Annotated in this window: 18 protein-coding genes; 10 read left to right on the forward strand and 8 right to left on the reverse strand. The window is 50.6% G+C overall.

The genetic code is table 11. The features are described 5' to 3' along the window. Window positions 1–9 precede the first annotated feature (9 nt). Genes EKM85_RS01405 through EKM85_RS01415 form a run of 3 tightly spaced genes read right to left on the reverse strand, consistent with a single transcriptional unit; the run spans window position 10 to window position 3444 of the window. Window positions 10–969, reverse strand: coding sequence for a zinc-binding alcohol dehydrogenase family protein (locus EKM85_RS01405; RefSeq protein ID WP_125584491.1), 960 nt, complete (start codon window positions 967–969; stop codon window positions 10–12). A 14-nt stretch (window positions 970–983) separates the two neighbouring features. Continuing rightward, window positions 984–2507, reverse strand: coding sequence for an ABC transporter permease/substrate-binding protein (locus tag EKM85_RS01410; RefSeq protein WP_125584492.1), 1524 nt, complete (start codon window positions 2505–2507; stop codon window positions 984–986). A gap of 1 nt (window position 2508) precedes the next feature. Next, on the reverse strand, window positions 2509–3444 hold the full coding sequence (locus EKM85_RS01415; RefSeq protein WP_125584604.1) for an ATP-binding cassette domain-containing protein: 936 nt from the start codon (window positions 3442–3444) through the stop codon (window positions 2509–2511). Window positions 3445–3585: 141 nt separating this feature from the next. Here EKM85_RS01415 and EKM85_RS01420 point away from each other — a divergent pair, with 141 nt between their 5' ends. From EKM85_RS01420 to EKM85_RS11700, 4 genes are all read left to right on the forward strand, one after another. Then, window positions 3586–4035, forward strand: coding sequence for an Rrf2 family transcriptional regulator (locus tag EKM85_RS01420; protein WP_125584493.1), 450 nt, complete (start codon window positions 3586–3588; stop codon window positions 4033–4035). Between the two features lie 62 nt (window positions 4036–4097). Next, entirely contained in the window at window positions 4098–4892 is a 795-nt protein-coding gene (locus tag EKM85_RS01425) for a hypothetical protein (protein WP_125584494.1), read from the forward strand. A gap of 619 nt (window positions 4893–5511) precedes the next feature. Continuing rightward, the gene (locus tag EKM85_RS01430) at window positions 5512–5943 is read left to right on the forward strand and encodes a hypothetical protein (protein WP_125584495.1); all 432 of its coding nucleotides are present in this window, start codon (window positions 5512–5514) and stop codon (window positions 5941–5943) included. Window positions 5944–7079: 1136 nt separating this feature from the next. Further along, window positions 7080–7181 carry a hypothetical protein gene (locus tag EKM85_RS11700; protein WP_379881878.1) on the forward strand — a complete coding sequence of 34 codons (102 nt, stop codon included), beginning with the start codon at window positions 7080–7082 and terminating at the stop codon, window positions 7179–7181. A 617-nt stretch (window positions 7182–7798) separates the two neighbouring features. Here EKM85_RS11700 and EKM85_RS01440 read toward each other — a convergent pair. Further along, on the reverse strand, window positions 7799–9580 hold the full coding sequence (locus tag EKM85_RS01440) for a GmrSD restriction endonuclease domain-containing protein (RefSeq protein WP_125584496.1): 1782 nt from the start codon (window positions 9578–9580) through the stop codon (window positions 7799–7801). A gap of 896 nt (window positions 9581–10476) precedes the next feature. On the opposite strand from EKM85_RS01440, the gene EKM85_RS01445 reads away from it, so the two are divergent. From EKM85_RS01445 to EKM85_RS01465, 5 genes are read left to right on the forward strand one after another with little or no spacing between them, the layout of a single operon-like run. Continuing rightward, window positions 10477–10890, forward strand: coding sequence for a cupin domain-containing protein (locus EKM85_RS01445; protein ID WP_125584497.1), 414 nt, complete (start codon window positions 10477–10479; stop codon window positions 10888–10890). Between the two features lie 12 nt (window positions 10891–10902). Further along, window positions 10903–11646, forward strand: coding sequence for an SDR family oxidoreductase (locus tag EKM85_RS01450; RefSeq protein ID WP_125584498.1), 744 nt, complete (start codon window positions 10903–10905; stop codon window positions 11644–11646). Window positions 11647–11673: 27 nt separating this feature from the next. Further along, on the forward strand, window positions 11674–12009 hold the full coding sequence (locus EKM85_RS01455; protein ID WP_125584499.1) for a carboxymuconolactone decarboxylase family protein: 336 nt from the start codon (window positions 11674–11676) through the stop codon (window positions 12007–12009). Window positions 12010–12012: 3 nt separating this feature from the next. Next, window positions 12013–12645: an NAD(P)H-binding protein gene (locus EKM85_RS01460; RefSeq protein ID WP_125584500.1), complete on the forward strand. Its 633-nt coding sequence runs from the start codon at window positions 12013–12015 to the stop codon at window positions 12643–12645. A gap of 18 nt (window positions 12646–12663) precedes the next feature. Next, a complete protein-coding gene (locus EKM85_RS01465) occupies window positions 12664–13545 on the forward strand; it encodes a LysR family transcriptional regulator (RefSeq protein ID WP_125584501.1) in 882 nt (293 codons plus the stop codon). A gap of 169 nt (window positions 13546–13714) precedes the next feature. On the opposite strand, the gene EKM85_RS01470 is transcribed toward EKM85_RS01465, so the two are convergent. From EKM85_RS01470 to EKM85_RS01485, 4 genes are all read right to left on the reverse strand, one after another. Beyond that, window positions 13715–18598, reverse strand: a complete 4884-nt coding sequence (locus EKM85_RS01470; RefSeq protein ID WP_125584502.1) for an MBG domain-containing protein — start codon at window positions 18596–18598, stop codon at window positions 13715–13717. 695 nt (window positions 18599–19293) lie between these two features. Then, window positions 19294–19644 (reverse strand): hypothetical protein, encoded by a 351-nt coding sequence (locus EKM85_RS01475; RefSeq protein WP_125584503.1) that lies wholly within the window; start codon window positions 19642–19644, stop codon window positions 19294–19296. Window positions 19645–20236: 592 nt separating this feature from the next. Continuing rightward, window positions 20237–20698 carry a hypothetical protein gene (locus tag EKM85_RS01480; protein WP_125584504.1) on the reverse strand — a complete coding sequence of 154 codons (462 nt, stop codon included), beginning with the start codon at window positions 20696–20698 and terminating at the stop codon, window positions 20237–20239. A gap of 51 nt (window positions 20699–20749) precedes the next feature. Beyond that, entirely contained in the window at window positions 20750–21721 is a 972-nt protein-coding gene (locus EKM85_RS01485; RefSeq protein ID WP_125584505.1) for an alcohol dehydrogenase catalytic domain-containing protein, read from the reverse strand. 285 nt (window positions 21722–22006) lie between these two features. Here EKM85_RS01485 and EKM85_RS01490 point away from each other — a divergent pair, with 285 nt between their 5' ends. Continuing rightward, on the forward strand, window positions 22007–22933 hold the full coding sequence (locus EKM85_RS01490) for an ADP-ribosylglycohydrolase family protein (protein ID WP_125584506.1): 927 nt from the start codon (window positions 22007–22009) through the stop codon (window positions 22931–22933). Window positions 22934–23018 lie beyond the last annotated feature (85 nt).

Genomic DNA, 23018 nt, shown 5'->3' on the forward strand with positions numbered 1-23018 from the left:
TTCCTTTCGCTATGGTAACACGACTACTTTTCCTAGACCGGAAGCAGTTGCAAGGTACTCGTGAGCCTCACGGGATTGGGCTAAAGTGAAAATTTTCTCTGGCGTAACGTCTACGTGATGCTTTGCAATGAAGTCAAATAACTTCTGTACGCGTTGCGCATCAACATCACCGGAGTAAAAGCCGGTCAAATAGCGGTTATTCGGAATATCCATAATTGGATCGAACCCCTCTAGTGTCCATACGCCGCCAAGCTGTCCAGTTGAGCTGACCACACCCCATTCGGCAGTGTGTGTCAGCGAATTACGTACGGCAGCCGGCCCAATCAAATCAACGATTTTATCGAACTCACCTGCGTCATCGGGTAAACACGTAGCGTCTGGTGTATGCACGATTACGTCAATGCCCATTGCTCTAAGCTCGGCGTCTTTGCGATCAGAACGGGTGGTACCGGTGACAGTCAAGTCCAACCCAGATGCTTTCATCAGCTTCAAGATTGCGATGCCAACTCCGCTGGTCGCAGCACGGATCAGCACTCGATCACCAACTTGCAATCGCAGGCTCTGATAAATTCCAAAGGCGGTGTAGAAAGTTTCGGGAACTGCTGCCAAACGCGCCCAATCCAAATCTGTTGCAACCGGATACACTTGCTCGTTGGGCAGCAATACATATTCGGCATAGCTCCCATCATACGCGCGGCCCATTTCACCCATCAATGACACCACCTTTTGCCCCGGTGTGAATCGTTCGGGCGCGCTAGTTGCATCGACCGTACCAACAGCTTCAATACCAAGTATCCGGGGGAACTGTACTGAAGGCGACTTGCCCTCGCGAGTAAAAATCTCCGAATGGTTAATACCAAACCCACGCACTTTGACTCGCGTCCATCCTGGTTTCACTGCTGGTGTTGGCACCTCTGTATATTCCAACACTTCTGGCCCGCCAGGGTGCTTCACAATCACAGCTTTCATCTTGATTCCTCCGATCATTTCTTAATTAAATCATGTGCTACTAAATACTGATGTGCAACCGTCGCTGCTTTTTGATGTTTAACCGTTACCTGATAATTCATTTCTTGCATTTCACTGGTTGTCACCTTGCCAGCCAACCGCTTTAGGCTCTTAACGATTCCTGGATGTGCTTTCGCAAACTTTGTATTCATCAACGGAGCACCTTGGTACGGTGGGAAAAATCGCTGCGTGTCCGTCAATACCGCGAGGTGATACTGTTTGATCTGCGGATCTGTCGTGTAGCCATCCGTGGCATCAATTTTGCCTTTGGCCAGAGCTTCATATCGCAACGCCGGTTCCATCGTCCGCACCGAATTAAATGTGAGACCATAAGCACTTTTCAGACCCGGATAACCGTCAGACTGCTGGTAAAAGTCTGGATCAAATGCAGCCCTAAATTTTGGAACATTCTTCAAATCTGCCACGGATTTCAAGTTGTACTTCTTGGCATCCGAGGCGCGCACTGTCATCATATAACCATTTTGATATTGCATCGGTGGCAGCAGCGTCATATCGTACTGCTTTGCGAGTAGTTTCTTCGCTAGGGCATATGCACGTTTCGGCTGATGGGGTACGCTTTGGTTCGTCTTGACAAGCGACTGTAAGACTGTGCCGGTGAACTCTGGGTAAATATCAATTTTACCGCTACGCAGCCCCTTGAACAGAAAACTCGTACCACCAAAGTTTGGTTTCAGCTCCACAGTAACTTTTGAGTTGTCTTCCTCGATCAATTCCTTATACATGTTGATCAAAATTTCTGGTTCTCCACCCATCTTCCCAGCAATCGTGACAGTCTGGTGTTGAGAGTTCTGCCATGAGCGAACTCCTGCAAACCCTAAACCCACAGCCAAAACCACAATTAAGCCAACTAAGACGTGTTTCAAATTCGTTTGAGCCAACAATTTGATTAAGGCACTGGCGGCCAGAGCCAATACCGCTGCTAGAATGGCCCCGACGAATAGGGCACTATTATTGTTCGTCTGAATACCAAGCAAAATGTAAGTACCGAGACCACCGCCTCCGATCAAAGCGGCCAACGTTGCCGTCCCAATCACCATCACCACAGCAATGCGCAGACCAGTCAGAATCATTGGCATTGCAAGTGGTAACTGAATCTTAAATAGCTTGTATCGTCTTGATACGCCAAACGCATCTGCTGCTTCGACTAGTAAGGGATCAATGTTGGTCAACCCTGCATACGCATTGGAAAATACCGGCATGATGGCATATAAGACAAGCGCAATTATGGCTGGAATCGTCCCGATGCCGACCAACGGAATGAGTAATCCTAAGATTGCAAGACTCGGAATCGTTTGAATCACACTTGCGACTTGCAACACAGCCTCACCAGCACGCCGGTGATCGATCAACACAATCGCCAACGGGAGTGCAATCAATACGGTTATCACGGTAGCAACAACTGAAATTGCGATATGTTGCCATAAAGCATTGAGAATTTCGCTACCATTTTTGCTCAAATAGTTAGTTAAGTCCTGCATCTCATTGCACCTCCCGAGTTTGAGCAAGATACGCAATCAAGTCTGCTGGAGCAAGCTGCATATCACCAATACCAACCGTTGCAGTTGGTGATTGTTGCAACAGTGCTGCCCAGTCTGAAAGCATCGCCGTTTCTGGAAGCGATACTAGCGCTGAACCTGTCGCCGGCTCTCCGAATCCCGCAGCTAACACTGATTTAACGTATTGGGATTGACGGCCCGCGTTAGCGAAAAATTCCGCAACGAATTGATTTGCAGGCGTTGCAAGAATCTCATCTGGCGTTCCAACTTGTTGCAGCTTGCCGTCGTGGATCACCGCCAGACGGTCGGCCAACCTCAATGCCTCGTCCATGTCATGCGTAACAAAAATGATGGTGGTGTTAAATTGCTTATGCAACTTCACGACTAAATCTTGCAGTTGACGACGCGACAACGGATCAAGTGCGCTAAATGGCTCGTCCATCAAAACGATATTCGGTTCAGCTGCTAACGCACGAACGATACCCACACGTTGCGCTTCACCACCAGATAACTCATTTGGCATCCTATTCATGAACTTGTCAGATGCTAAACCGACGGCATTTAGTAACTCGCGAACACGCGCATCCCGCTTATCTTGTGGGACGTTTTGTGCTGCCAGTTGGATTGAGGCATTCTCTGCTACCGTCATGTTTGGAAATAGTGCGCCAGCTTGCAGAACATAGCCGATTCCGCGACGAAATTCTCGAACGTCGGGCACCGCCATGACATCAAGATCATCAATCAAGACCTGTCCGCTTGTGGGTGTATTTAATCTGTTGATCATTTTCAATAATGTCGTTTTACCACTTCCGCTGGGCCCCACCAGCACGAATAGCTCATGACTTGCGATTGACAGACTGATGTCGGTCAATGCAGCTACACCTTGATATTTTTTGAAAACTTGCTGAAACTGAATCATCATGGTTACCTCTTTTGTTTCGGAATAGACTCACTATAATGGCAGCTTCTCAATAAGGGCTAGGTTTTTCGATAAATCACCCCCGAATTCCAGAAAATATGCTAAAATTATTGTAACCACAAAAGTTACGGAGGTATTCACATGCGAGTTTCAACTAAGTTCAGCGACACCATCCACCTGTTGGCATTCATCTCGGTGTATCAGAACATTCATATTACCAGCGCCGTGATTGCAACCAGTATTAACACTTCACCAGTTGTCGTCCGGCGTCTGATCGGGACATTGAAAGAAGCAGGCGTCGTGATGACTGACGCCGAAACGCATAACCCAATCTTCGCAAAATCACCCGATGAAATTACGTTGTTAGACGTTTACCTATTGACGGAAGGACACACACCACTTTTCGCGTTAGACAAAGAAACCAATCCACTTTGCATCGTTGGCGCTAACATTCAAGATGTTCTCACTGAAATTTATCATGACGCGGAAACAGCTGCGTTAATGGAGCTCGACCGACACACGATGCAAGACGTTATTGATCGGCTTCTAACTGCTGATAAGGTTAAGAAGGCACAGGCTGCCTCTGCATAGACAGCGTATTTACCCCCATTAGAAAATGATAATTTCCTTCAATAAACGAAAACGAGGACCGTATGTCAAGATTCCTAGATCACCGCGAAGCAGGTAAAATATTTCACGATTTCGAAAAACACAAGGACAGGTATCTGATTATTCATTATTCCTGCGAAAGCTTTTTTGATACCAATGGTGCAACGCCGCGGATTACCGCGATTGCCGTAAAGTCGCCATCAAGCGGTCAAACTGACCTCTTTGCGGTACATAAAGCGGCTGAATTGATGAAGATCAAACCAGAAGATATTGTAGAAAGGTACGAAGAAGTTGAGCGCATGATGCTAGATGACTTCTTTACCTTCGTTCAAGGCCACCTTGATAAAATATGGATTCACTGGAACATGCGCGATTCAAATTTTGGATTCAAGGCTTTAGAGCAACGGTATCGCGTTTTAGGTAAGGTTCCCGCAATCATTCCAGATCAGAATAAATTAGATATGGCTATCCTTTTCCGCAAGTATTACGGCAAAAGCTATATTGGTGATCCGCACATTAAAGCGTTGATGGACTACAACGGTATACACGTAAAAGATTTTATGTCTGGAAAAGACGAAGCCAATGCATTCAAAAATCACGAATTTATCAGATTAAGCTTCTCCTGCGCTGGAAAAGTCAATCTGTTTGATAAGTTTTTGACGAGGGCCATCGATAACGAGTTAAAGACCCAATCTAGCTTTCGAGATGAATATGGGAATGTTCCACTTGGAATCTATAATTTCGCCAATGAGTCCGCCTGGGGAAAGTTCCTCTTTTGGATAGCGAACCTACTTATTGGCGGCTTTGCTGGCGGGTACATTGGAAAACTATTTTTTTAAGTGTTTTGATCAAGGTAATGGTCACTTTGTCGAGAGCCCAACGTTGGTAAATGTCCGGGGTAACTATTTGCATGTACCGGGGTCTAATTCACAATCCCGGTCAGAAAAACGTGGGCAAATATGTGGGCAAAAGTTGAGGATTTTTGCCAAGCATTGCTCAAAATATGTGGATTTAATCTTAAAGACCACCATTAGTGATAACCTGATACGAATGCCCCAAAGCAACTAAAAAGCCCGAATTGACGGGCTTTTTTGCTAATTTACATTCAGAATTGTCAGAGGTTCCCTACCACCGTGAGTAGCATTGCCAATCAGCCTTGGTTCAACCATTGGATTTGTGGCATTTAAAAAGACTCCTTTATCGGCAACTCAAATGTTTCTGGATTATTCTACCATGAAATTTCGCTTCTATCAGAATTTCACGTCTTCAACGATAGTGCCGCAAATAGAAACCCGTAATCTCCTATCCAAAGCTTTTGTCTCATGAAGACGGCACAAATCAACGTCTCTTTTAGAAAGTTAAGATAACATCAAGCTCTACCGTATAAATCTGATAAAATATGATTGTTTACGAAAGTCGTGTAGTTACTCGTCCATCATTTATCTGAAAGGTGCCATTATGCAAGACTTAATTTCGATTGGAATTATTGCTCCCATTTCAGCCACTTTTAAACATTCAGCAGACTTCTTTAAACTCACCCGTCAGTATATCTCTGAAGCTCTACCGAAAGATATCTATAAAGAACCCTCACTTGTCAGCGATAAAGAAGGTAATGACAGACTAAATCGCATAATAGGGGGGCTGGTAGACAGCGATGTAGTTGTTGTAGATAAGACTGATAAAAACCCCAATGTCATGCTGGAGCTCGGCATGAGGGCAGCCTTCGATCTCCCCTTTGTACTCATTCAGTTAGAGAGTCAGGAATACCCGTCTGTTTTTAAGATGCAAGATATCATCCCTATCCCCAATACTAATGATGAGTCGACGATTAATAATTTCAAAGCAAGGCTCTTGGAAAAGGGTCAGCCAAGCTGCCAATCACCTCAATGAGGACGAATATTCACCCTTCTTGTCCCAGCACACTAGATATCACGCAAAGTTACTACCAACAAATTCGGACGAACTTAATACGACACTGACAGCGTTCCAAACTAGGCTAAGCCGACTTGAACAGCAAGCGGAATTGGTGCCGACAAGAAAAGAGGCACGCCAGTATGCAAGTGACATTAGTGCAGCTCGTATTGCTCGATACGATGGTTATCTCAGGTCTAATGCCATAATCGAACCCGATACCTTGCCTAATTTCAGTCTATGAACTTTCAGATTCGAAGAAACAACCCGCGTTTTAGAATCAAGATAGCCACTATCACCGCTACGCTGAGAAGTTAAAAAGGATTTACACTATCTAGTGTTGGAGAAATCCAACAGCGAGAGTGTAGGCGCTTCTTTTAATAACAAAATCAAAAGGGTATATACAAGGACACCCGTGCTATGATCTAAGCGACGAAACCAAAATCTAGCGAGGGGACCAATCGATGTCTCAGACGTTCGTGAAGAATATCGTGTGACAGGCTCCTAACACCGCAGAAATCTACAATCTTTGCAACACTTTCATATACGTGGAAATGCTGCCCTCTTTTCGGTTTGAAGCTTTGCAGACTAACTCGCATTCATGTCATAGGGGCCATTGAGATACCAAACATCCTGGATTTAAATAAGCAACGATGGTGGTGCAGTAACTGTCATTACTCAACAATCGTGACGCCCCCCTTAGTCGAGTTCAATCACTCAATTGCCAAAGAAAACCAGGAATCAGTTTTAAAGCTCTCATTGAAAAGCCAACCCTTGATGACAATTGCAGCGATCAGTGGGATCTCTGCCACGTCCGTCCAGCGCATCATGAATGCAAACGTCAACCATCATCCGGCAAGGAAGCTTCCGGAGAATCTTTGCTTTGATGAGTTTCGTTCAACCGGAAAAATGGCACCCTTTATCTGCATTGATGACGATGACCATTAACCTGTCCAGCTGCTGGTTGGTTGCCTGCATAACACCATCAAGTGCTTCTTCGTGTCCCACTACAGCCTCAAAGAAAGGACAATCACCATGGACATGAACGCGGCTTATCGCTCTTTATTCACGAGGTGTTTCCTCAAGACGAAATAATCATTGATTGTTTCCACATCGTGCAACTTCTCGGCCGGGCGCTGGATCAGGCTAGGATTGCGACACTAATACAAATTCAGAATCATCCCCTGCGCACCTACAAATTGCTTAAATTGCAATGACGGCTCTTCCACAAAGCTGATCCAGATGCGACTCATACTCGCTATTTATTTGGGCTCAACGAGTACATGACCGAGCAGAATGCGTTAAACATAGCCCCTGAATATATATCCGCCGCTAAAGATAATTTATGACACCTTTCTTGCCCTGCAAAGTGCGTTAATGGACGAAAATACTCAAAAAACTTTGGCTTATTTTGGATAGCTATCGCAACACTGGCACATCGCTAGATGCTGCCATGGAGACGTTAAGAAAGATCGTGCAGAAGTTTTGGCCATAACGCGATCGAAAGGCCCAATCGAAGGAATCAACCGCTTGATAAAGTCATAGAAATGTTCCTGTTTAGGCTTCAGGAACCAAGGCAATATCTTGGACCACATCTATCAACTGACCGCATAAGAAAACAAAAGAAGCCCTTTAAAAGTGAGGACTCCAAAATAGATTGAATTTAGCTTCAACACCCAGTGACATAGAGCCACATACTATCCAAACTTGTGGTTTCATATCAATGTTCTCTCCATTTAATAATTCGCCTCGGTTCAATCTCAGCACCCTTCCGGAGATTTTCTTCATCCAAGCTATGGTGCAGAAAATTCCTATAGCCTTAAACTAACAAGTTTTACTCATTTGAGTTCAATAGCTTTGTTAACTGAATTAGACGATCGCTATCGGAAACCTCACTTACGCTATTTCCAATTCGCTCATAATACTTGTCCTCATATTTTTCGGGAGTTCTTGTACTTGTGATCCTAAATGCTAGAACTCTTAGTCCATTCACGGCATAAGTATTAGGGCTTGTCAACATTACTCGCATTTCTTTGCTAATCGGTTGTTTTTGAATCAATGTGATTATTTTTTGAAGATAGCTATCCCATTTTAACTCGCTTAAAAATAAGTCTCGTTCTACACCAACTATATAGTTTTTGCCTATTTTAAAAATTGGCTTCTCATGTCGCTTCTGATATAGTTGGGCAGACTCGTCGGAATCAGCGATCCCAATGAAAATATATTTATCACGTTTCTGAGGGGTGTTCGCTAAGCTTGTTGCAACTTTACATATTTTTGAAATCACATCTGGATTAAAGGATGATTTTTTATTGGGTATATCATTATAGAAACCAATCTTAAATTCAAAAAGTGAACTTTCACCATTGGCTTCGGCTAATAAGCGTGTCAGAACATATTCAGAGCTCGCGTGATTTTTTTCTTGTTCTGATAGTGTGAAGAAATTTGAAATTCTACCCTTTACTGAATCAATATTGCTTGTTCGCTCATTAACATTTGCAGAATGTGACCCTCTTCTTAATGACTGTTCCAAGCCTAGAATGCCATTCCAAATTCCTTCAAAATTAGACGGGTATTGGTTTTGCCCAATCACCAAGTTAAAAACGGCCATGAAAAATGCATAAAAAGCATATTTAGCAGGATTTGTATTTGTATGAGATTTAGATACTGTCTTTTTAAAATTCGTATCCTTTGGCTGATGCACTATCAAAATTTCATTTATAACACTAAATACGTGCAGAAAATTTTCTTGGAGTCGCTTTGCACCATATTCTTTTAAATTCACTTCCAGCGTCTTTGCCATCGAATCATCTTCGGAATAAAGCCTATCAAAGTTCTCCTGACTGGCAGCAAAGGGACGGTCTGAGAGAACAGAAGCAACCAAATCAGCAATCAATTCCTCATCATCACTATGACGAATATTTTGTCTATTTAGAATACCAGTCTTGAACCAAAACATATCATCAATGGAAATACCATAGCCATTTTGTTGAGAAGAATCAGTTAGGCTTATGCTCGGCATCTTCATCAAGTCAATAATTTCTGAAGAAATGTCCCCCCGAATACTGCTCGATAAAGAATCAACAATGGATGAAAATTCGCTGGTTACGCCTGAGCGACGACGATCTTGGTTGCTCAATAAACGGCCTTGAGAATTTATTCTGCGAAATAAATCAATGGTTTCATCTCGACTTGCATCAATTATGTTAGTTGACAAAGCATAACCTACAAAATCTACACTTTTTTCATTAGAGAGAAGCAATGTTTTGTCTGTTTGTGGCTTGAACGCTTTCCTCTGTGCTGCAAGTCTTGCAGCAGGAAACGCGTCTATATCAAAGTACTTACCATTGTAATCAATTCGATTCTCAATAAAATCGAAAATTGCGGTTAATCTTTGCATACCATCAAGTATTTCCAAAGTATCAGGTGAATCTGCCGATTTAGAAAAAAGAAAAGACGGTAGAGCATACTGTTTGAAAATACTATCAATCAAAAGTTGCTTTTCTTGTTGAGTCCAAACCAGTTTTCGCTGATATAGTCTATTAACTAATAGATTATGTTTCCTGTATTGATCATATGCCTCAAGAATACTCATTGAATCAGGTTTACTCCGCATTGTCCAATCTCCTCATTCGTATTTTAGTATTGTCACTACTTACCATTAAATCATAATACATTACCCATTAAAACAGCACAGTTAAATTGTCAAATTGGATGTATCTATACCGTCATCTAGATTTTAGTCGCCTATGAACCTCGCACTGCCGTAATAATATCAGAACATTTCGACAGGTGCTGCCGTCAGTCCCCATATCCAAAGATTTAGTAACAATACGTGATAAATTAGACAAATTTCAAGGGAAAACTTGAAAACCTGTTCTCTGTGGGCCATGAGCCTCAAGTTAATGAAATGTTCTGATACGAAATTCTCCGTGTTAGATCATCACCGACATTCCAAATTACAGACATAGATTTTGCTTCGAGCAACAACCACGCACCCCGAGAAAAGTTTTCACGGAATTGAGCAACGAAATAAGGTCCCAGTTCTTCTCACACGCCAATTATTCTATTTGTGTACAAAATCAGACGCGAAGCGGCGTTATGGCAAAGATTGACGTGATTACCTATGCTTAATTACTCACCCTTCCTCAAAAGGTTGTAACACCGAAGCTTCTAGCACTTGCACCGCGCAATTTTTGAAAATTTGTCGTGTATCATTTTCGGCAGAATGGGTAAGATGCTCAAATTGACGAGACCCTCGAGAACTCTCGGTCGTATATCGGCTTGCCCAGTCGCACAAATGTGTCTGCGATCAAAAAGCAAACCGCAGATCTGGGCAGTCTTGCGTAACTGTTTTGGTAACGGTCTGCCTCATTTTCGGTTTCCTGTACCATGCTCAATGAGCATTTCAGACGATTGATAAAAGTATTGGACGTATAGCCAAACAGTCACTACAATTACTTCAATCAAAGCTAAGTGTTCTACTCAAGCCCTCGAAAGGACAAACAAAGCATGACAACCACCGCACAATCCGTAAAGCACGGCATCTTCCCCATGGGCGCCACGAACGACGCCTATGCCCAGTATTTTGTCGGCCAGAGCTACCTCAACACCCTGATCAGCGACCCGGCGATCAATGTCGGCGTCGGCAATGTCACCTTCGAGCCCGGCTGCCGAAACAACTGGCACATTCACCACGACGGCTTCCAGCTGCTGCTGGTCACCGGCGGCGAGGGCTGGTACCAGGAAGAGGGCCAGCCGGCGCGCAAGTTGCACCCTCGGGATGTCGTCGTCACCCACGACGGCGTGAAGCACTGGCACGGCGCAACGAAGGACAGCTGGTTCTCGCACATCGCCATCACCGCCGGCACGCCGGAATGGCTCGAACCCGTTTCTGATGAACAGTACATCGCACTAAGCGACTAGGAGGAATTCTGCATGATTAAAGATAAAGTGGTTGTAATCACTGGCGCATCCAGCGGCATCGGCGCCGCTACCGCGAAGCTGCTGGCGGCAAAAGGCGCCAAGGTCGTGCTGGGCGCACGGCGGGAAGACAAGCTGGCGCAGCTGACGGAAGCCATCAAGAACGCCGGCGGTCAGTCCGTGTATCGCGTCACGGACGTCACCAAGCCGGCAGATAACGCCGCGCTGGTGCAGCTGGCACAGGACACGTTTGGCCGCTTCGATGTGATGTTTCTAAACGCTGGCCTGATGCCGAGCTCCCCGCTGTCCGCGCTGAAGGTCGCCGAATGGAACCAGATGGTCGACGTCAACTTGAAGGGGGTGCTGAACGGCATCGCCGCCGCCCTGCCAACGTTTAAAGCGCAGCGAGCCGGTCATTTTATCACGACCAGCTCCGTCGCCGGGCTCAAAGCCTACCCGAACGGCGCGGTGTACGGTGCGACCAAGTGGGCGGTGCGCGACCTGATGGAAGTGCTGCGCATGGAGTCCGCCCAGGAAGGCAGCCACATTCGCACGGCGACGATCTATCCGGCCGCCGTCAAGTCTGAGCTGCTCAATACCATCACCGACCCTGGGGCCGCCGCGGCGATGCAGCAGACCTACGACACGTACGAGATCAGCGCCGAGCGCATCGCGCGGGTCGTCGCGTTTGCCATCGACATGCCGGAAGACACGAACGTGAGTGAATTCACCGTCGGCCCGACCACCCAGCCGTGGTAGCCCACTCATCCAGAAAGGAAGATCATAATGGTGAAGAAACAAACCGCAGGCCGCGACCACTTGGGCGAGGTCGCCCCGCAGTTCGCCGCGCTGAATGATGACGTCCTGTTCGGTCAGGTCTGGGCCAAGGAATCGGAGCTGCCCGCCCGTGACCGCAGCCTGATCACCTGCGCCGCGCTGATGGCGCAGGGCCTGTTCCCGCAGCTGAAGGCGCACATGGCCATCGCCAAGGACAATGACGTGACCAAGACGGAGATGTTCGCACTGATCACGCACCTGGCCTTTTACGCCGGCTGGCCCAAGGCGTGGTCCGCGTTTCCGCTGGCCGAGGAAGTCTACGGCAAAAGCGCGCCGGAGGACTAGCCGGTGCCCAATGTGCTGATAATAGGCGCCAACGGCCGCATCGCCAAGCTGGTCCGCAAGCGGCTCCTGCAGGAGACCGACGCCCACCTGACCTTGTACCTCCGCCGCGCCAAGCGTCTGGGCCAGGTCGTGCCGACCCGCGAAACCGTGGTCGAGGCCGACGTGAACGACTACCAGGCGCTGTACCAAGCCATGGCGGGCCAAGACATTGTCTACGCCAACCTCGACGGGCAGCTCGAACCGCTGGCGCGATCGATCGTGAAGGCCATGACCGCGGCCGGCGTGGCCCGGCTGATCGACGTCACCGGCCTCGGCCTGGACCACGAGGTGCCCGGCGCATTCGGCCGCTGGGTCGAAACCGACGTCGGCCCCGCCGTGATGGCAGACACCCGCCGGGCCGCGCACCTGATCGAGGTCAGCGCCTTGAATTTTACGTTGATCCGAGCCGCCTATCTGACCGACACCGCCGAAATTGACTACGAGCTCACGGCCAAGGGCACCCCTTTTAAAGGCACCAGCGTGTCGCGGGCGAGCGTTGCTGACCTGATCGTGAAGCTGATTGAGAATCCTGCGCTGCACAGCTATAGTAGTCTTAGCATCGATGAACCGGGCAGCGCGGGTGATCGGCCCGGCTGACCCACTGGAGGCACACACATGGAACTGAGGCTGCTGGAATACTTTTTGGCGATCGACGCGGCGGGCTCGCTGTCGCAGGCGGCCGAACGTCTGCACATCACCCAGCCCACCTTGTCGCGGCAGCTCAAGGGCCTGGAGGACGAACTCGGCGCGCCGCTGTTCACGCGCAGCCACCGCGGCCTCACGCTAACGCAGGCGGGCCTGTACCTGAAAACGCGGGCGCAGGAGATCCTGACCCTGACGCAGCAGACCGAGCAGACCTTCATCAATCAGCGCCGCGAGCTGTTCAGCGGCCACCTCAGCATCGGCGCCGTCGAGGCCGACACCAGCCACACGCTGGCCAAGGCGCTCGCCGCCTTCACTACCGAGTACCCGGCCGTGACGTTCGACCTGTTCACCGGCACCTCCGACGACCTGTTCGACCGCCTGGACAAGGGGCTGATCGACCTGGGCCTGCTGCTGGAGCCGGTCAACACGGACAAGTACGCGCACCTCACCCTCGCCCACACGGAGAGGTGGGGCCTAGTCGCCAACGTTGATTCGCCGCTCGCCACCAAGCCGGTGATCGAACCCGCCGACCTGCTGGGCATCCCCTTGATCATCTCCAGCCGCCAAGCTGTGCAGCAACTGCTGGCGGACTGGGCGCAGGTCAAGCTGGCAGATTTGACCATCGTCGGGCACTTCAACCTGATTTTTAACGTCCTGCCGCTGATCCAGGAAAACGCCGGCGCGGCGCTGACCATCGAAGGCGTCATCGACCCGCAGAACCACGCCGGCGTGCGGTTCATCCCCTTTTCCCCGCGGGTGCAGACCCACACCGTGCTGGCCTGGCGCAAGCACCGGCTGCAGACGCCGATTGCGACGGCGTTCATCGACCGGTTCAAACCATATACAAATTGACAGGCCTTCTTTGCCGCCACTGATAGCGGCTGAGAAGGCCTGTTTTGGTGTGAAAATAGGCAAAAGAGCACGCTGGCCGCAACAGCCAACGTGCTCTTCGAGGGGTTTTGCATTGTCAGTTAACGCTTCGTCATAGTCTGGAATCAGCCGTCAGATTGATCTCTGCAGCTTAGCCCATCCGCTGACGCTTCTTGTACCAACCGCCGAGCCCAAGCATCCCCAGCAGTGAGAGACCAAGCAGGATCAGCCATGGCTTCTGCTGCTCACCAGTTTGTGGCAGGGTGCCCTCCCGATGGGTCGTCGTGGGATTGACCGCCGTGGTGGGGTTGTTCACCGGAATTGGTCGAACCACGCTGCCGCCTGGGTTGGCACCAGTGTTGGTACCCTGGTTAGTGCCAGTGCTGCTACTACCACCGGTATCTGGGCCAGTGCTGCTACTACCACCGGTATCTGGGCCAGTACTGCCACCACCGCCCGTGTCTGGATCAGTAGTGCCACCGCCGCCTGTGTCTGGATCAGTGCCGCCTCCGCCGGGCTCACTAGGCTCCTTCTCATCATCTGCTTCGATGGTGTAAGTTGTCTGGTACATATCAGACAGGTCACGGTCAGGATACATTGCCTCCAGCCGGTCAATATATTCCTGCTGCAGGGCGAGGTTGTAAACGCCCGGTTCGGTCGGCGCGCCTTTGATCCCACCATCGTCAGTCAATAACCGACTACTTGGCAGTCCGGGAGCCGTCTTCGGCGTGTAGATCAGATGTTCCTTCCCGATTTCGATGCCAAGATCGTGCTCTTGCGCGATCTTCGGCAACTGATCGGTCCCGTCGTAGACTTTGCTGGTCGGCAAAGTGAGATACGGGTTTGCCACGCCGTAGATGGTGTATTCGCCGGTGAACCATTCGGCGGGGATACCTGCGCCGTAAAGCTCAGTGAGGTGGTCCTGCAGCGATTGCTGCTTATCCGGACTAAACCGGACGTCATACTGCCCAATTGCGGTCGGCAGACCATCGAACCATTTTTCCTCACCTTGGATTCTGTGCTGATAGGACGCTACATCAGGTGTCACCTCTAAGCCGCCAGTTGAGATGACAAAGTCGGTAGGCTGATCACTCGTGCCGTCGACCTGCTTTTTCCCCCCAATCTTAAGGGTGATGTCATCAAGGTCAGCGTGGGGCACGATCCGATACTGCCCGCTAAACATCCAATCAGGAAGGCCGGCGCCGTGCATCTCCTTCACTTCCTGTTGGATCTGTGCCTGCTTAGTCGCATTCACGCGCAGGTCATACTCGCCTACCTTGGTCGGCGCGCCCGCTTGCCAATCATCATCTGAAGCGCCAGCTGCGCGGTGTTCAACATCTCCCGCTCCCAGATGAACCTCAGAGTCCCATTGGCCTTCAAGCTGGACCAGCTCCAGCGGCAGGAAATCTGACTGGTCATACTCCTTTTCACCATCGATCACCATCGCCAAGCCGTCATAGTGAATGCTTGGGGTGATTTCATAGGTGCCTGAGAACATCCAGTCTGGCAAGGTCTGGCCATAATCACCAAGAATGACATTCTGGGTTCCTTGGCGAATCTCAGGTCGCAGTCTAAGCTCATACTTGCCTACCAGTAATGGCGTACCGTCAATCCACCCGCTTGTCTCCCCAAGTAAGCGGTACTGAAAGTCAGCCTCTTTTAAGGCAAACTCATATCGCCATGCACCAGTGTAGTGAATTGGTGTGCTGTTCAGCTGGGTACTTTGGTCGTATGGTTTCTCTCCATCAATGGCCAACGCCAGGCCCTCAAAGTCTGGGGATGGCGTAATTTCGTATTTGCCGCTAAAAGATTCCTCGCTGATATATTCGCCATACTTATCGTAGATGCCGGCCTGAATGAGTGACTGTTTCCCCGCATGGATGCGAATGTCGTACTGGCCGGCATAGAATGGTACACCCTGTGCCCAAGTCTCGCCATCCTCCAGCTTATACTCGTAGTCACTATTTTCCAAAGCCAGGTCTAGGTCTAGCTGTGACGACTGTTGAACAAAGTCGTTTGGTAAATCGAAGGTCTTATCGTACACTTTCGTTCCACCAATCGATAGTGACAACACCCGTTCGTGGATGGTGTAGTCGCCCTCGAAGTTATTCAACGGTAGGCGCGCCCCATATTCTTCCTCAATCTTTTCCTGAATTGCCTGGCGCGTCTCCTCATTCACCCGCACGGAGTACTCACCCGGTTCAATTGGCGTGCCTGGTGTCCAGTCCGTTTCAGAATCGGCGTTTGCGCGGCGGTATTCGTAATCAGCATCTGTTGGTGTGCCAAAGTCCCAGGATTCAGGCGACGGGCTGAAGAAGTCCGCTGGTAATGAGTCTGCGCCATCGAAGACCTTCTCGCCACCGATACTGATGGCCAGTTTGTTAAAGGCTTTAGGGGTCGTTATTTCGAAAGGCCCACGCGCTATTTGCCACGGATGGCCTGGCCCGTATGCATTCTGGATTGCCACATTAATAGAAAGTTGCTTCTCTTCAGTGAGCGTAAGACGATATCGATCCGCTAAAGTCGGCGTTCCAGGGTGCCATTCATCATTGCTGTCAGACCATTCATCAGTGCCGAGAATCTGATACCTGAAATCTTCTTCAGTGAATCCGAAGTCCAAGTCGAGATCCTCGGATTGGGTCACAAAGTCTGCCGGTTTCAGAGCGGTTTTGTCATACTCCCGGCTCCCGCCAATGTTCAGGCTCAAAAATAGCCGCTGCTTAATGGTATAGTCACCAACAAAGTCTGAATCCGGTAGGGTCTCGCCATATGCAGCCTTGATATCATCCTGAATTGCCTGTCGCCGTAACGGTTTCACTTGCACCTCGTATTCGCCGACTTCAATAGGAGTGCCGTCTTGCCACTCGGTTTCACCCTTAGCACGATATTGGTAGTCGTCTTCATTCTGAGGCTGGTCAAACATCCAATTAGGCGATGTCTTGAAAAAGTCGTCAGGCAATGTGTTCTCGCCGTTGTAGACCTTGGCCCCACCAACGCTGAAGGAAAGCTGATCAAAATCAGTTTTCAGGGTGATCTCGTATTCAGCAGTGTCTACTATGGATAAGGAATGGTTCGAACCATAATTCAGGTCAAATTGATCAACTATTCGATTCTGCGCAGACTCGGTCAGTCGAATCTCGTATCGACCCGCTGCTGATGGCGTGCCCTTGGTCCAATTGCCTTCGTCAGCAATGGTAAATTCAAAGTCATCCTTGGTAATGTTCAGTTCGCCTTCTAATTCTGGCGACTGTTCAATCAGCTGCTCCGGCATGACTGCCGTCCCATCGTATTGCTTATTTCCTCCTGTAACCGTCAAATTCAATTGCTTTGACTCAATCGTGTATTCGCCTGGATATACGGCGCCTACTTGGACATTACCGTTGAGTTTTTCAGCGATTAACACGTCAATTGCTGATTTCTTTGCTTCGCTCAGGCGGACCTGATACCTACCCGCATTGATCGGTGCTCCGGCGATCCACGCATCATCGGTATCGGCTAGCCGATACTCAAAGTCTGCCTTTGTGATACCAAGGTCCACATCCGCTACCTCAAGAGTGGACAGCAACTCTGCGGGTGACGGCGCGGTGGCATCATAGATCTTGCTGCCGCCGCCCACCGTCAAATCGACGCTAAGCGGATCGATAGTGTAACTGCCCTCGAATGCAGAATCCGGCAGAGCAGCGCCGTACTTCTTTTCCATGGCCCTTGTTATAACGGAACGATAAAGGTCCCGAACCCTCACGTCATAGTCGCCAGCCGCAGTTGGTAACCCACCTGTTAGCCAGCTGTCTGTTACCCAGCTGTCTGTTCCCTTACTTTTGTATTCGAACCACCACTCCCCTTCTGGGGTGGGTAGGTCTCCCCACGCGTCCAAATCAGCCACTTTGAAGAAGTCTGCGGCCGTGGTTGGAAAACTGACACTACCATCATAGGTCTTCCGGCCACCGATGCTCATCCCTAATTTTTCAAAACCTGGCGCTTCCTCAACAGTGAACAAATCATGATCTGTAATGGAAGGAAGCTGTAGCATCACATTCTCGCCGTATAAATCTGCCAGCCGGCGCTGAATACCCAACTGCGTTGCAAAATTAACTCGGATCCGATAAGTACCGACCCCCGGCGGGATCTGGGCATACCAATCTCCTGAAGAAAGATCATGTACCCCCACTTGTTGATAGTTGATATCATTTAATGAGAGGTTAAAGTCAACGTCGAGAATTTTATTAATCGGTACGTATTGGTCCACGGTGCCGCGAGTGCCATCCCAAACCCGACTGCCACCAGTCGCTCTTATCGATGCGACCAGTTGATGGATCGTGTAGGTTCCTTCGAACTTTTCATCGGCCCATGCATCGCCATAGATGTCCCTCATATCAGACTGAATGTGGGTCCGCATCCTGCTCGTCAGTCGCACTCGGTACGTCCCGACGTTCGTGGGCAGGCCATTCTTCCACTGAGATCCTTCCAGGTACTCAAAATCAGTCATGCTCATTGGCATGGACAGGTTCCAGTTAAACGACACATTAAAAAAATGATCGATACGCGTTGGAAAGCCATCCGTGGCGTCGTATGTCTTCTCACCGCCGATGTCGACGCTTAGGTCATCCAGTCCCTGAGCCGGGCCAAGCGCTTTGGGCGCCGAGGGTTCTGGGGCGTATGCCGGCGCATCAGTCACCTGTTCTTTTGGGGTTTGAAAAGCTTCTTCTGCCGGTGCAGCGGGGTCACTCTCGGCTTCGGCGGCTGGCGCGGCCTCTTCGCTCTTGTCTTCCTTGGCTGCAGCTTCACTGCTCTTGTCAGATGCGTCCGACTCGGCGGCAACAGGCTCCTCTTGAGCCGACTCGGCCGCCGCTTTTGTGTCTGCCGCTGGTGGCAGCGTATCGACAGCGGATGCGACGGTCACCAGCGGCTGCGCCATGGTCAGGCCCAGCGTCAACATCGTGATGCCACGAACGACCCAGCGCTTGCCGGATTTGCGCATGTGCTTGCGGTGCTTAGATTCTGTTAAGGCTTGACGGAATTGATTTATTTTTCGCATTTAACGACGTCCTCCATTTCGGGGGGCAATCAGCCTCATTTCTTCAGCTGATCAAGTGATCAACGTAAAATACAGTAGTTCTGCGGTTTGCCAGCTATAGCAGCTGATGGCTCAGTTCCATGGATTGCCTCCTTTCATTCGTCGAACTTATGCTAATGCTCAATATTTCCCTATCTTCACCGTATCATGGTGCCGTTTCAGAAAGGAAATCTAACGCTTGCAATTTAATTCCCTAGCTGAGCGATACCAACACCCTAATTAAAGTCAAGATCATCAAGTGTATTTTGGTCGATGCAAATATTGCTCGACTGGTTCATTTTTGACTGGATAAAAAATCCCTGCCTTAACGTATACGCGCTGAGTCAGGGATCGGACGAGCAAATTTAAGGGACACGTGGTCCTCGTTAAGGCCGGCTGATTAGTAGCCGTGTTTCGACCTGCGGATCTATGACCATCTGGTGAGCCGCCGCAGCCAACCGGACTAGCGGTAATGCTGGGGCACCAGCCAGTCGGTCAGCGGCCACCACTAGCCACTTGTCAGCTTGCCGAACGAATTAACCACGGGCCCGGCTGATGCATATGCCAATCAAAACGGTGTTCATCGAGCGGTTCAAACCTTTTACGGACTAGCAAAAGACCCCGTCGAGGCGCGAACCATCGGCAGGGTCTTTGCTGTCACTACTAAGGCATGCCGATCACTCAGCGGCCAGCTGGGCGCGCAACGCCTGCTGGCCCAGCGTCATCGCGGTGATCATTGGCGTCAGCCGGCGGTACATGGCGGTCCCTGGGGCATACTTGGCGCGGGCCGTGGTGGTCTTATGGATGATCGAGTCGATGGGCGCCACCGCTGCCGCCAGGGTCGCCGCGTCAAAGCGCGCCTCGTTCTGGCCGACCAGCGCAGTGATCACCCGCAGCGCCCTGATGCGGTTCGTTAGCAATGACGCTTGCGCCGTGCCGGCGGCAAACTTTGGCTGCATTCTCTGACAATTCTTGATCGTTGCGGCGAAGATCTTCAGCGCCTGCAACTCTGCGGCAGATAAACTCATGTTACCCTCCTCGCTTCTTTACCCGAGCGATTCATCGTGGTCGCCACTCCTGGCTGGCATGCCCCACCGAATAGCTGATTGTGAAAAGAAAAATAAACAAACTGCATAAAACGAAGTTAAATCGGTAGTCAAAGGTTGCCAGAGGCGTTATTCTGGTTGCGGATGATGGGAGGGCGAGGAAGGAACAACCTCGTCAGAGTCACCCGGAAACTACCTGGCAATCCAACCTCGCCTTCGCGGGGGAGACCAGGCATGCTGAGCCTTCCGATCGGTTTGGCGATGAAGACCATGTGGAAAGCATGGGGTCCTTTCAGGACGCATGGCAGGATACCTGTTACCATTCCTAACTGAATACAGCGAACCTTGGCGGCGACGTCATGGCGGTAGCAGTCCCGGGCAACCGGGAAATACAAATCCCCCGGGGGCAACCCCGAGGGTCGGGACACCATTTCGCAAGGGATGGTGCCCTTTGCGTGGTTTCCAAATGCGGACGAAGCGCCCGGCGCCCTTTCTTGGTAATTTCAAGAAAAGGCGCCGGGCGTTTTTGACATTCGCCAGGCGTGAGCCCTGGTCACGCCGCTCGGCTCGTCAGTTATTCGCCGAGGTTTAGGTCACTGAGACGTTCTGCTAGATGAAGCGCGTGTTGCTGATGATACTGGTCAAGCAGCGCGGTTGGCTCAGCTCCGTATGCCGGCCAGGACCCAATCAGCCCGATTGAATCAATCTCCAGCTCACCGGGAATCATCACTGTATTGAGCGCGCCGGTGAGCTTTTGAATCATCTCCGGCACTGCTTTGAGAATCGCTTCAGGCGACTGCGACGTATCCACGTCCAGCCAGTGGCGATTTTGCTCGATGATTGGCGCGACCGCCTGTTTGATCTCGCGCATCTTCTTGCGCCTGAGCTGAACATCCCCATCGACTGTCTCTGACCAATGTGGTGCTTTGGCAACAACATGCACCAGCACATGCGGACCGATAGTGATCGAATTATCGTAAACCTCGACGTCGCCTCCATCCATGTCAATGGTGATTGGCACCTGTTCGATTTTCATGAGCTTCTTCTCCCGCTTCTCTTTGGGTCCATCTTAGCGGACTGCCAACAATTATGGCAAGGTAATCAGCAGCCGAGATTTCACCTGTGGGTTCATGACCATCGCATGGGCCTTTGCGGCATCACTTAAAGGCAACCGCTCGACGGTCAGTGGCGTAAAAGCGGCCGCGTGCTGAAGCAGCCAGTGATTCGCCTGCGTCAGACTCGCCAAACTCGCCCGGCTGATGACAAACCCGCGCAAGCGCTGAACGTTCATGTAGAATCTGGGCAGGTCAAAGCTCACTTTAGGTTCTTGGGTGGCGGCGATCAAAATGATCTGACCGCCCACTGCAAGCTGATCAAGGTTTAACTGCAACGGGACGCGACCTGAAGTATCAATGATGGCATCCACTGGACCGGTCAACTTTGTCTCCCACCCTGGCGCGTAGTCGATGACCTCAGCGCCCAAGGCCGTCACAGCAGCAAAATCTCGCGGATTCGCCGTGGCAATCACTTGAAGGCCACAAATTTTCGCACACTGGATCAGCATCCGGCCAACGTGCCCCGCGCCCCCTTCGACCAGCAGGGTCTGGCCAGACTGAAGCTTTAGGAGCTGCGTGACAATGATGGCCGCCGTTGCGCCGGGATGAACCAGCGCGAGCCAGCTGCTTGGGTCACCATCAGGCATCGCGACCAACCGAGCCTCAGGAATGGCGGCGTACTGCGCCGTGACGCCTTGGCGGCCGCCGTAGCCCATGCTGTTGGTCCAAACCCGGTCGCCAACATGGAAAGCCGTCACCTCTGCACCCACGGCCGCCACCATACCCCAGGCGTCTCGCCCGATGATTTGCTGCGGTTGAAGCGGCGTTTTAAACGCCCCGGAACGCACATAAGCATCGACGCGATCGACTGCGGCCTCGTGGATCCGGACCAGGACTTCATCCGGACCGATCCCCGGCACCGGCAGCGGTCCCACCTGGATCTGATCGGCATCCCCGACGGTAGTAAAATAGGCCGCCTGCATCATTTTGGTCTCGGCTTTCAATGATTTTAATCCTTTCAATAATACGCTGTCGAGTCGGCTACTTTACCAACAGACTCGGACACCGATGTTAGGCTAAGCAGCCAGAAAATACTACTTTCAGCCAACATTCCTGCCTTAATTGTACTGATAGCGAGAAGGAAACGTAAGTGATAGTTGGGATTGAGACCTCGCGTCTCCCAATTAGTACTGACCAGCCCCCAAGGCAGCTACCAGTTCATCTGCGGCTATGCGCTATGCTAAACTGAATTCAATAATAATGTTTGACAGAAACCATGGAGGTTGCGAATGGCCACTCAAAAACAAATCGTCAACTTCTTTGAAGTCAGTATGATTGCCGATGCGCTCGGCGTGCCGGTTGAATTCAGACCGCGTGACAGTTATCACGTGACGGGTATGATCGGCCACGGCACATACGATCAGCCGATCGGCTCATGGTCGGATGACAGCTCACTGACCTTGTGCCTGGCGGAGACGCTGACTGAAGGCGGCGGCCCGACCCAGCTGATGCAAAAGTTCACTGCCTACCTGGACGGCGACTACACGCCGCGCGGCATTCGCTTCGACATTGGCATCGGCACCAGTGAGGCCATCAGCCGCTTCAACACCGGGCGCGTGCCTGCAACTGAGGCGGGCAGCCGGTCGGTTAACGCAAACGGCAATGGCGCGTTGATGCGCATTGCGCCCCTCGCCTTCGCCCTGAATGGGCAAAACTGGCCGATTAGCCGGCAACGCATCACAGACTTTACGACAGTGACACACGGCCACGAACGCGCAATCATCGCCAGCTGCCTGTATGTTGAGACGTTGCGGCAGTTGCTGGCTGGCCAGGCGCTCGCCGACGCGCTCAAACAAGCCGATCAGTTGGTACAACAGAGCGATTTTCCTGCCGAGGAGCTGGCCTATTTTGACCGGCTCTTTAGTCCAGACTTTTTCACCGCATCGCGCGGCCAAATTCGCTCAAGCGGCTATGTGGTTGACTCGCTGGAAGCTGCCGTCTGGTGTGCAGCGAATGCGGCGTCTGTGCAGCACCTGATCCTGACCGCGGCTAACCTTGGTGAGGACACTGATACGATTGCCCAAATCGCTGCCTGCTTGTATGCGGCCGGCCACTTGGACGAGCCGGCGCCGATGCAGTGGCGCCAAGTATTGATTCGCACGCCACAGAGCGAGCGTATTATTCGAGAATTTGCAGCAAAGTACGGTTTTCGCTGAAACCCAACTAAGCTAAACGTATCACGTACGAATTAGTACTGCTTGACCCGGGCAGTGTTTTTTTATACGCCGACCACAAAAAGTC

Source organism: Lacticaseibacillus jixianensis, from assembly GCF_003946485.1.
GTDB classification, from domain to species: domain Bacteria; phylum Bacillota; class Bacilli; order Lactobacillales; family Lactobacillaceae; genus Lacticaseibacillus; species Lacticaseibacillus jixianensis.

Bases quoted from the DNA above. Each gene is read 5' to 3' on its own strand.
- EKM85_RS01490 (WP_125584506.1), top strand. From the start codon at position 22,007: ATGGCCACTCAAAAACAAATCGTCAACTTCTTTGAAGTCAGTATGATT.
- EKM85_RS01450 (WP_125584498.1), top strand. From the start codon at position 10,903: ATGATTAAAGATAAAGTGGTTGTAATCACTGGCGCATCCAGCGGCATC.
- EKM85_RS01465 (WP_125584501.1), top strand. From the start codon at position 12,664: ATGGAACTGAGGCTGCTGGAATACTTTTTGGCGATCGACGCGGCGGGC.
- EKM85_RS01415 (WP_125584604.1), bottom strand. From the start codon at position 3,444: ATGATTCAGTTTCAGCAAGTTTTCAAAAAATATCAAGGTGTAGCTGCA.
- EKM85_RS01420 (WP_125584493.1), top strand. From the start codon at position 3,586: ATGCGAGTTTCAACTAAGTTCAGCGACACCATCCACCTGTTGGCATTC.
- EKM85_RS01480 (WP_125584504.1), bottom strand. From the start codon at position 20,698: ATGAAAATCGAACAGGTGCCAATCACCATTGACATGGATGGAGGCGAC.
- EKM85_RS01445 (WP_125584497.1), top strand. From the start codon at position 10,477: ATGACAACCACCGCACAATCCGTAAAGCACGGCATCTTCCCCATGGGC.
- EKM85_RS01455 (WP_125584499.1), top strand. From the start codon at position 11,674: ATGGTGAAGAAACAAACCGCAGGCCGCGACCACTTGGGCGAGGTCGCC.
- EKM85_RS01410 (WP_125584492.1), bottom strand. From the start codon at position 2,507: ATGCAGGACTTAACTAACTATTTGAGCAAAAATGGTAGCGAAATTCTC.
- EKM85_RS01425 (WP_125584494.1), top strand. From the start codon at position 4,098: ATGTCAAGATTCCTAGATCACCGCGAAGCAGGTAAAATATTTCACGAT.
- EKM85_RS01475 (WP_125584503.1), bottom strand. From the start codon at position 19,644: ATGAGTTTATCTGCCGCAGAGTTGCAGGCGCTGAAGATCTTCGCCGCA.
- EKM85_RS01430 (WP_125584495.1), top strand. From the start codon at position 5,512: ATGCAAGACTTAATTTCGATTGGAATTATTGCTCCCATTTCAGCCACT.
- EKM85_RS01440 (WP_125584496.1), bottom strand. From the start codon at position 9,580: ATGCGGAGTAAACCTGATTCAATGAGTATTCTTGAGGCATATGATCAA.
- EKM85_RS01405 (WP_125584491.1), bottom strand. From the start codon at position 969: ATGAAAGCTGTGATTGTGAAGCACCCTGGCGGGCCAGAAGTGTTGGAA.
- EKM85_RS01470 (WP_125584502.1), bottom strand. From the start codon at position 18,598: ATGCGAAAAATAAATCAATTCCGTCAAGCCTTAACAGAATCTAAGCAC.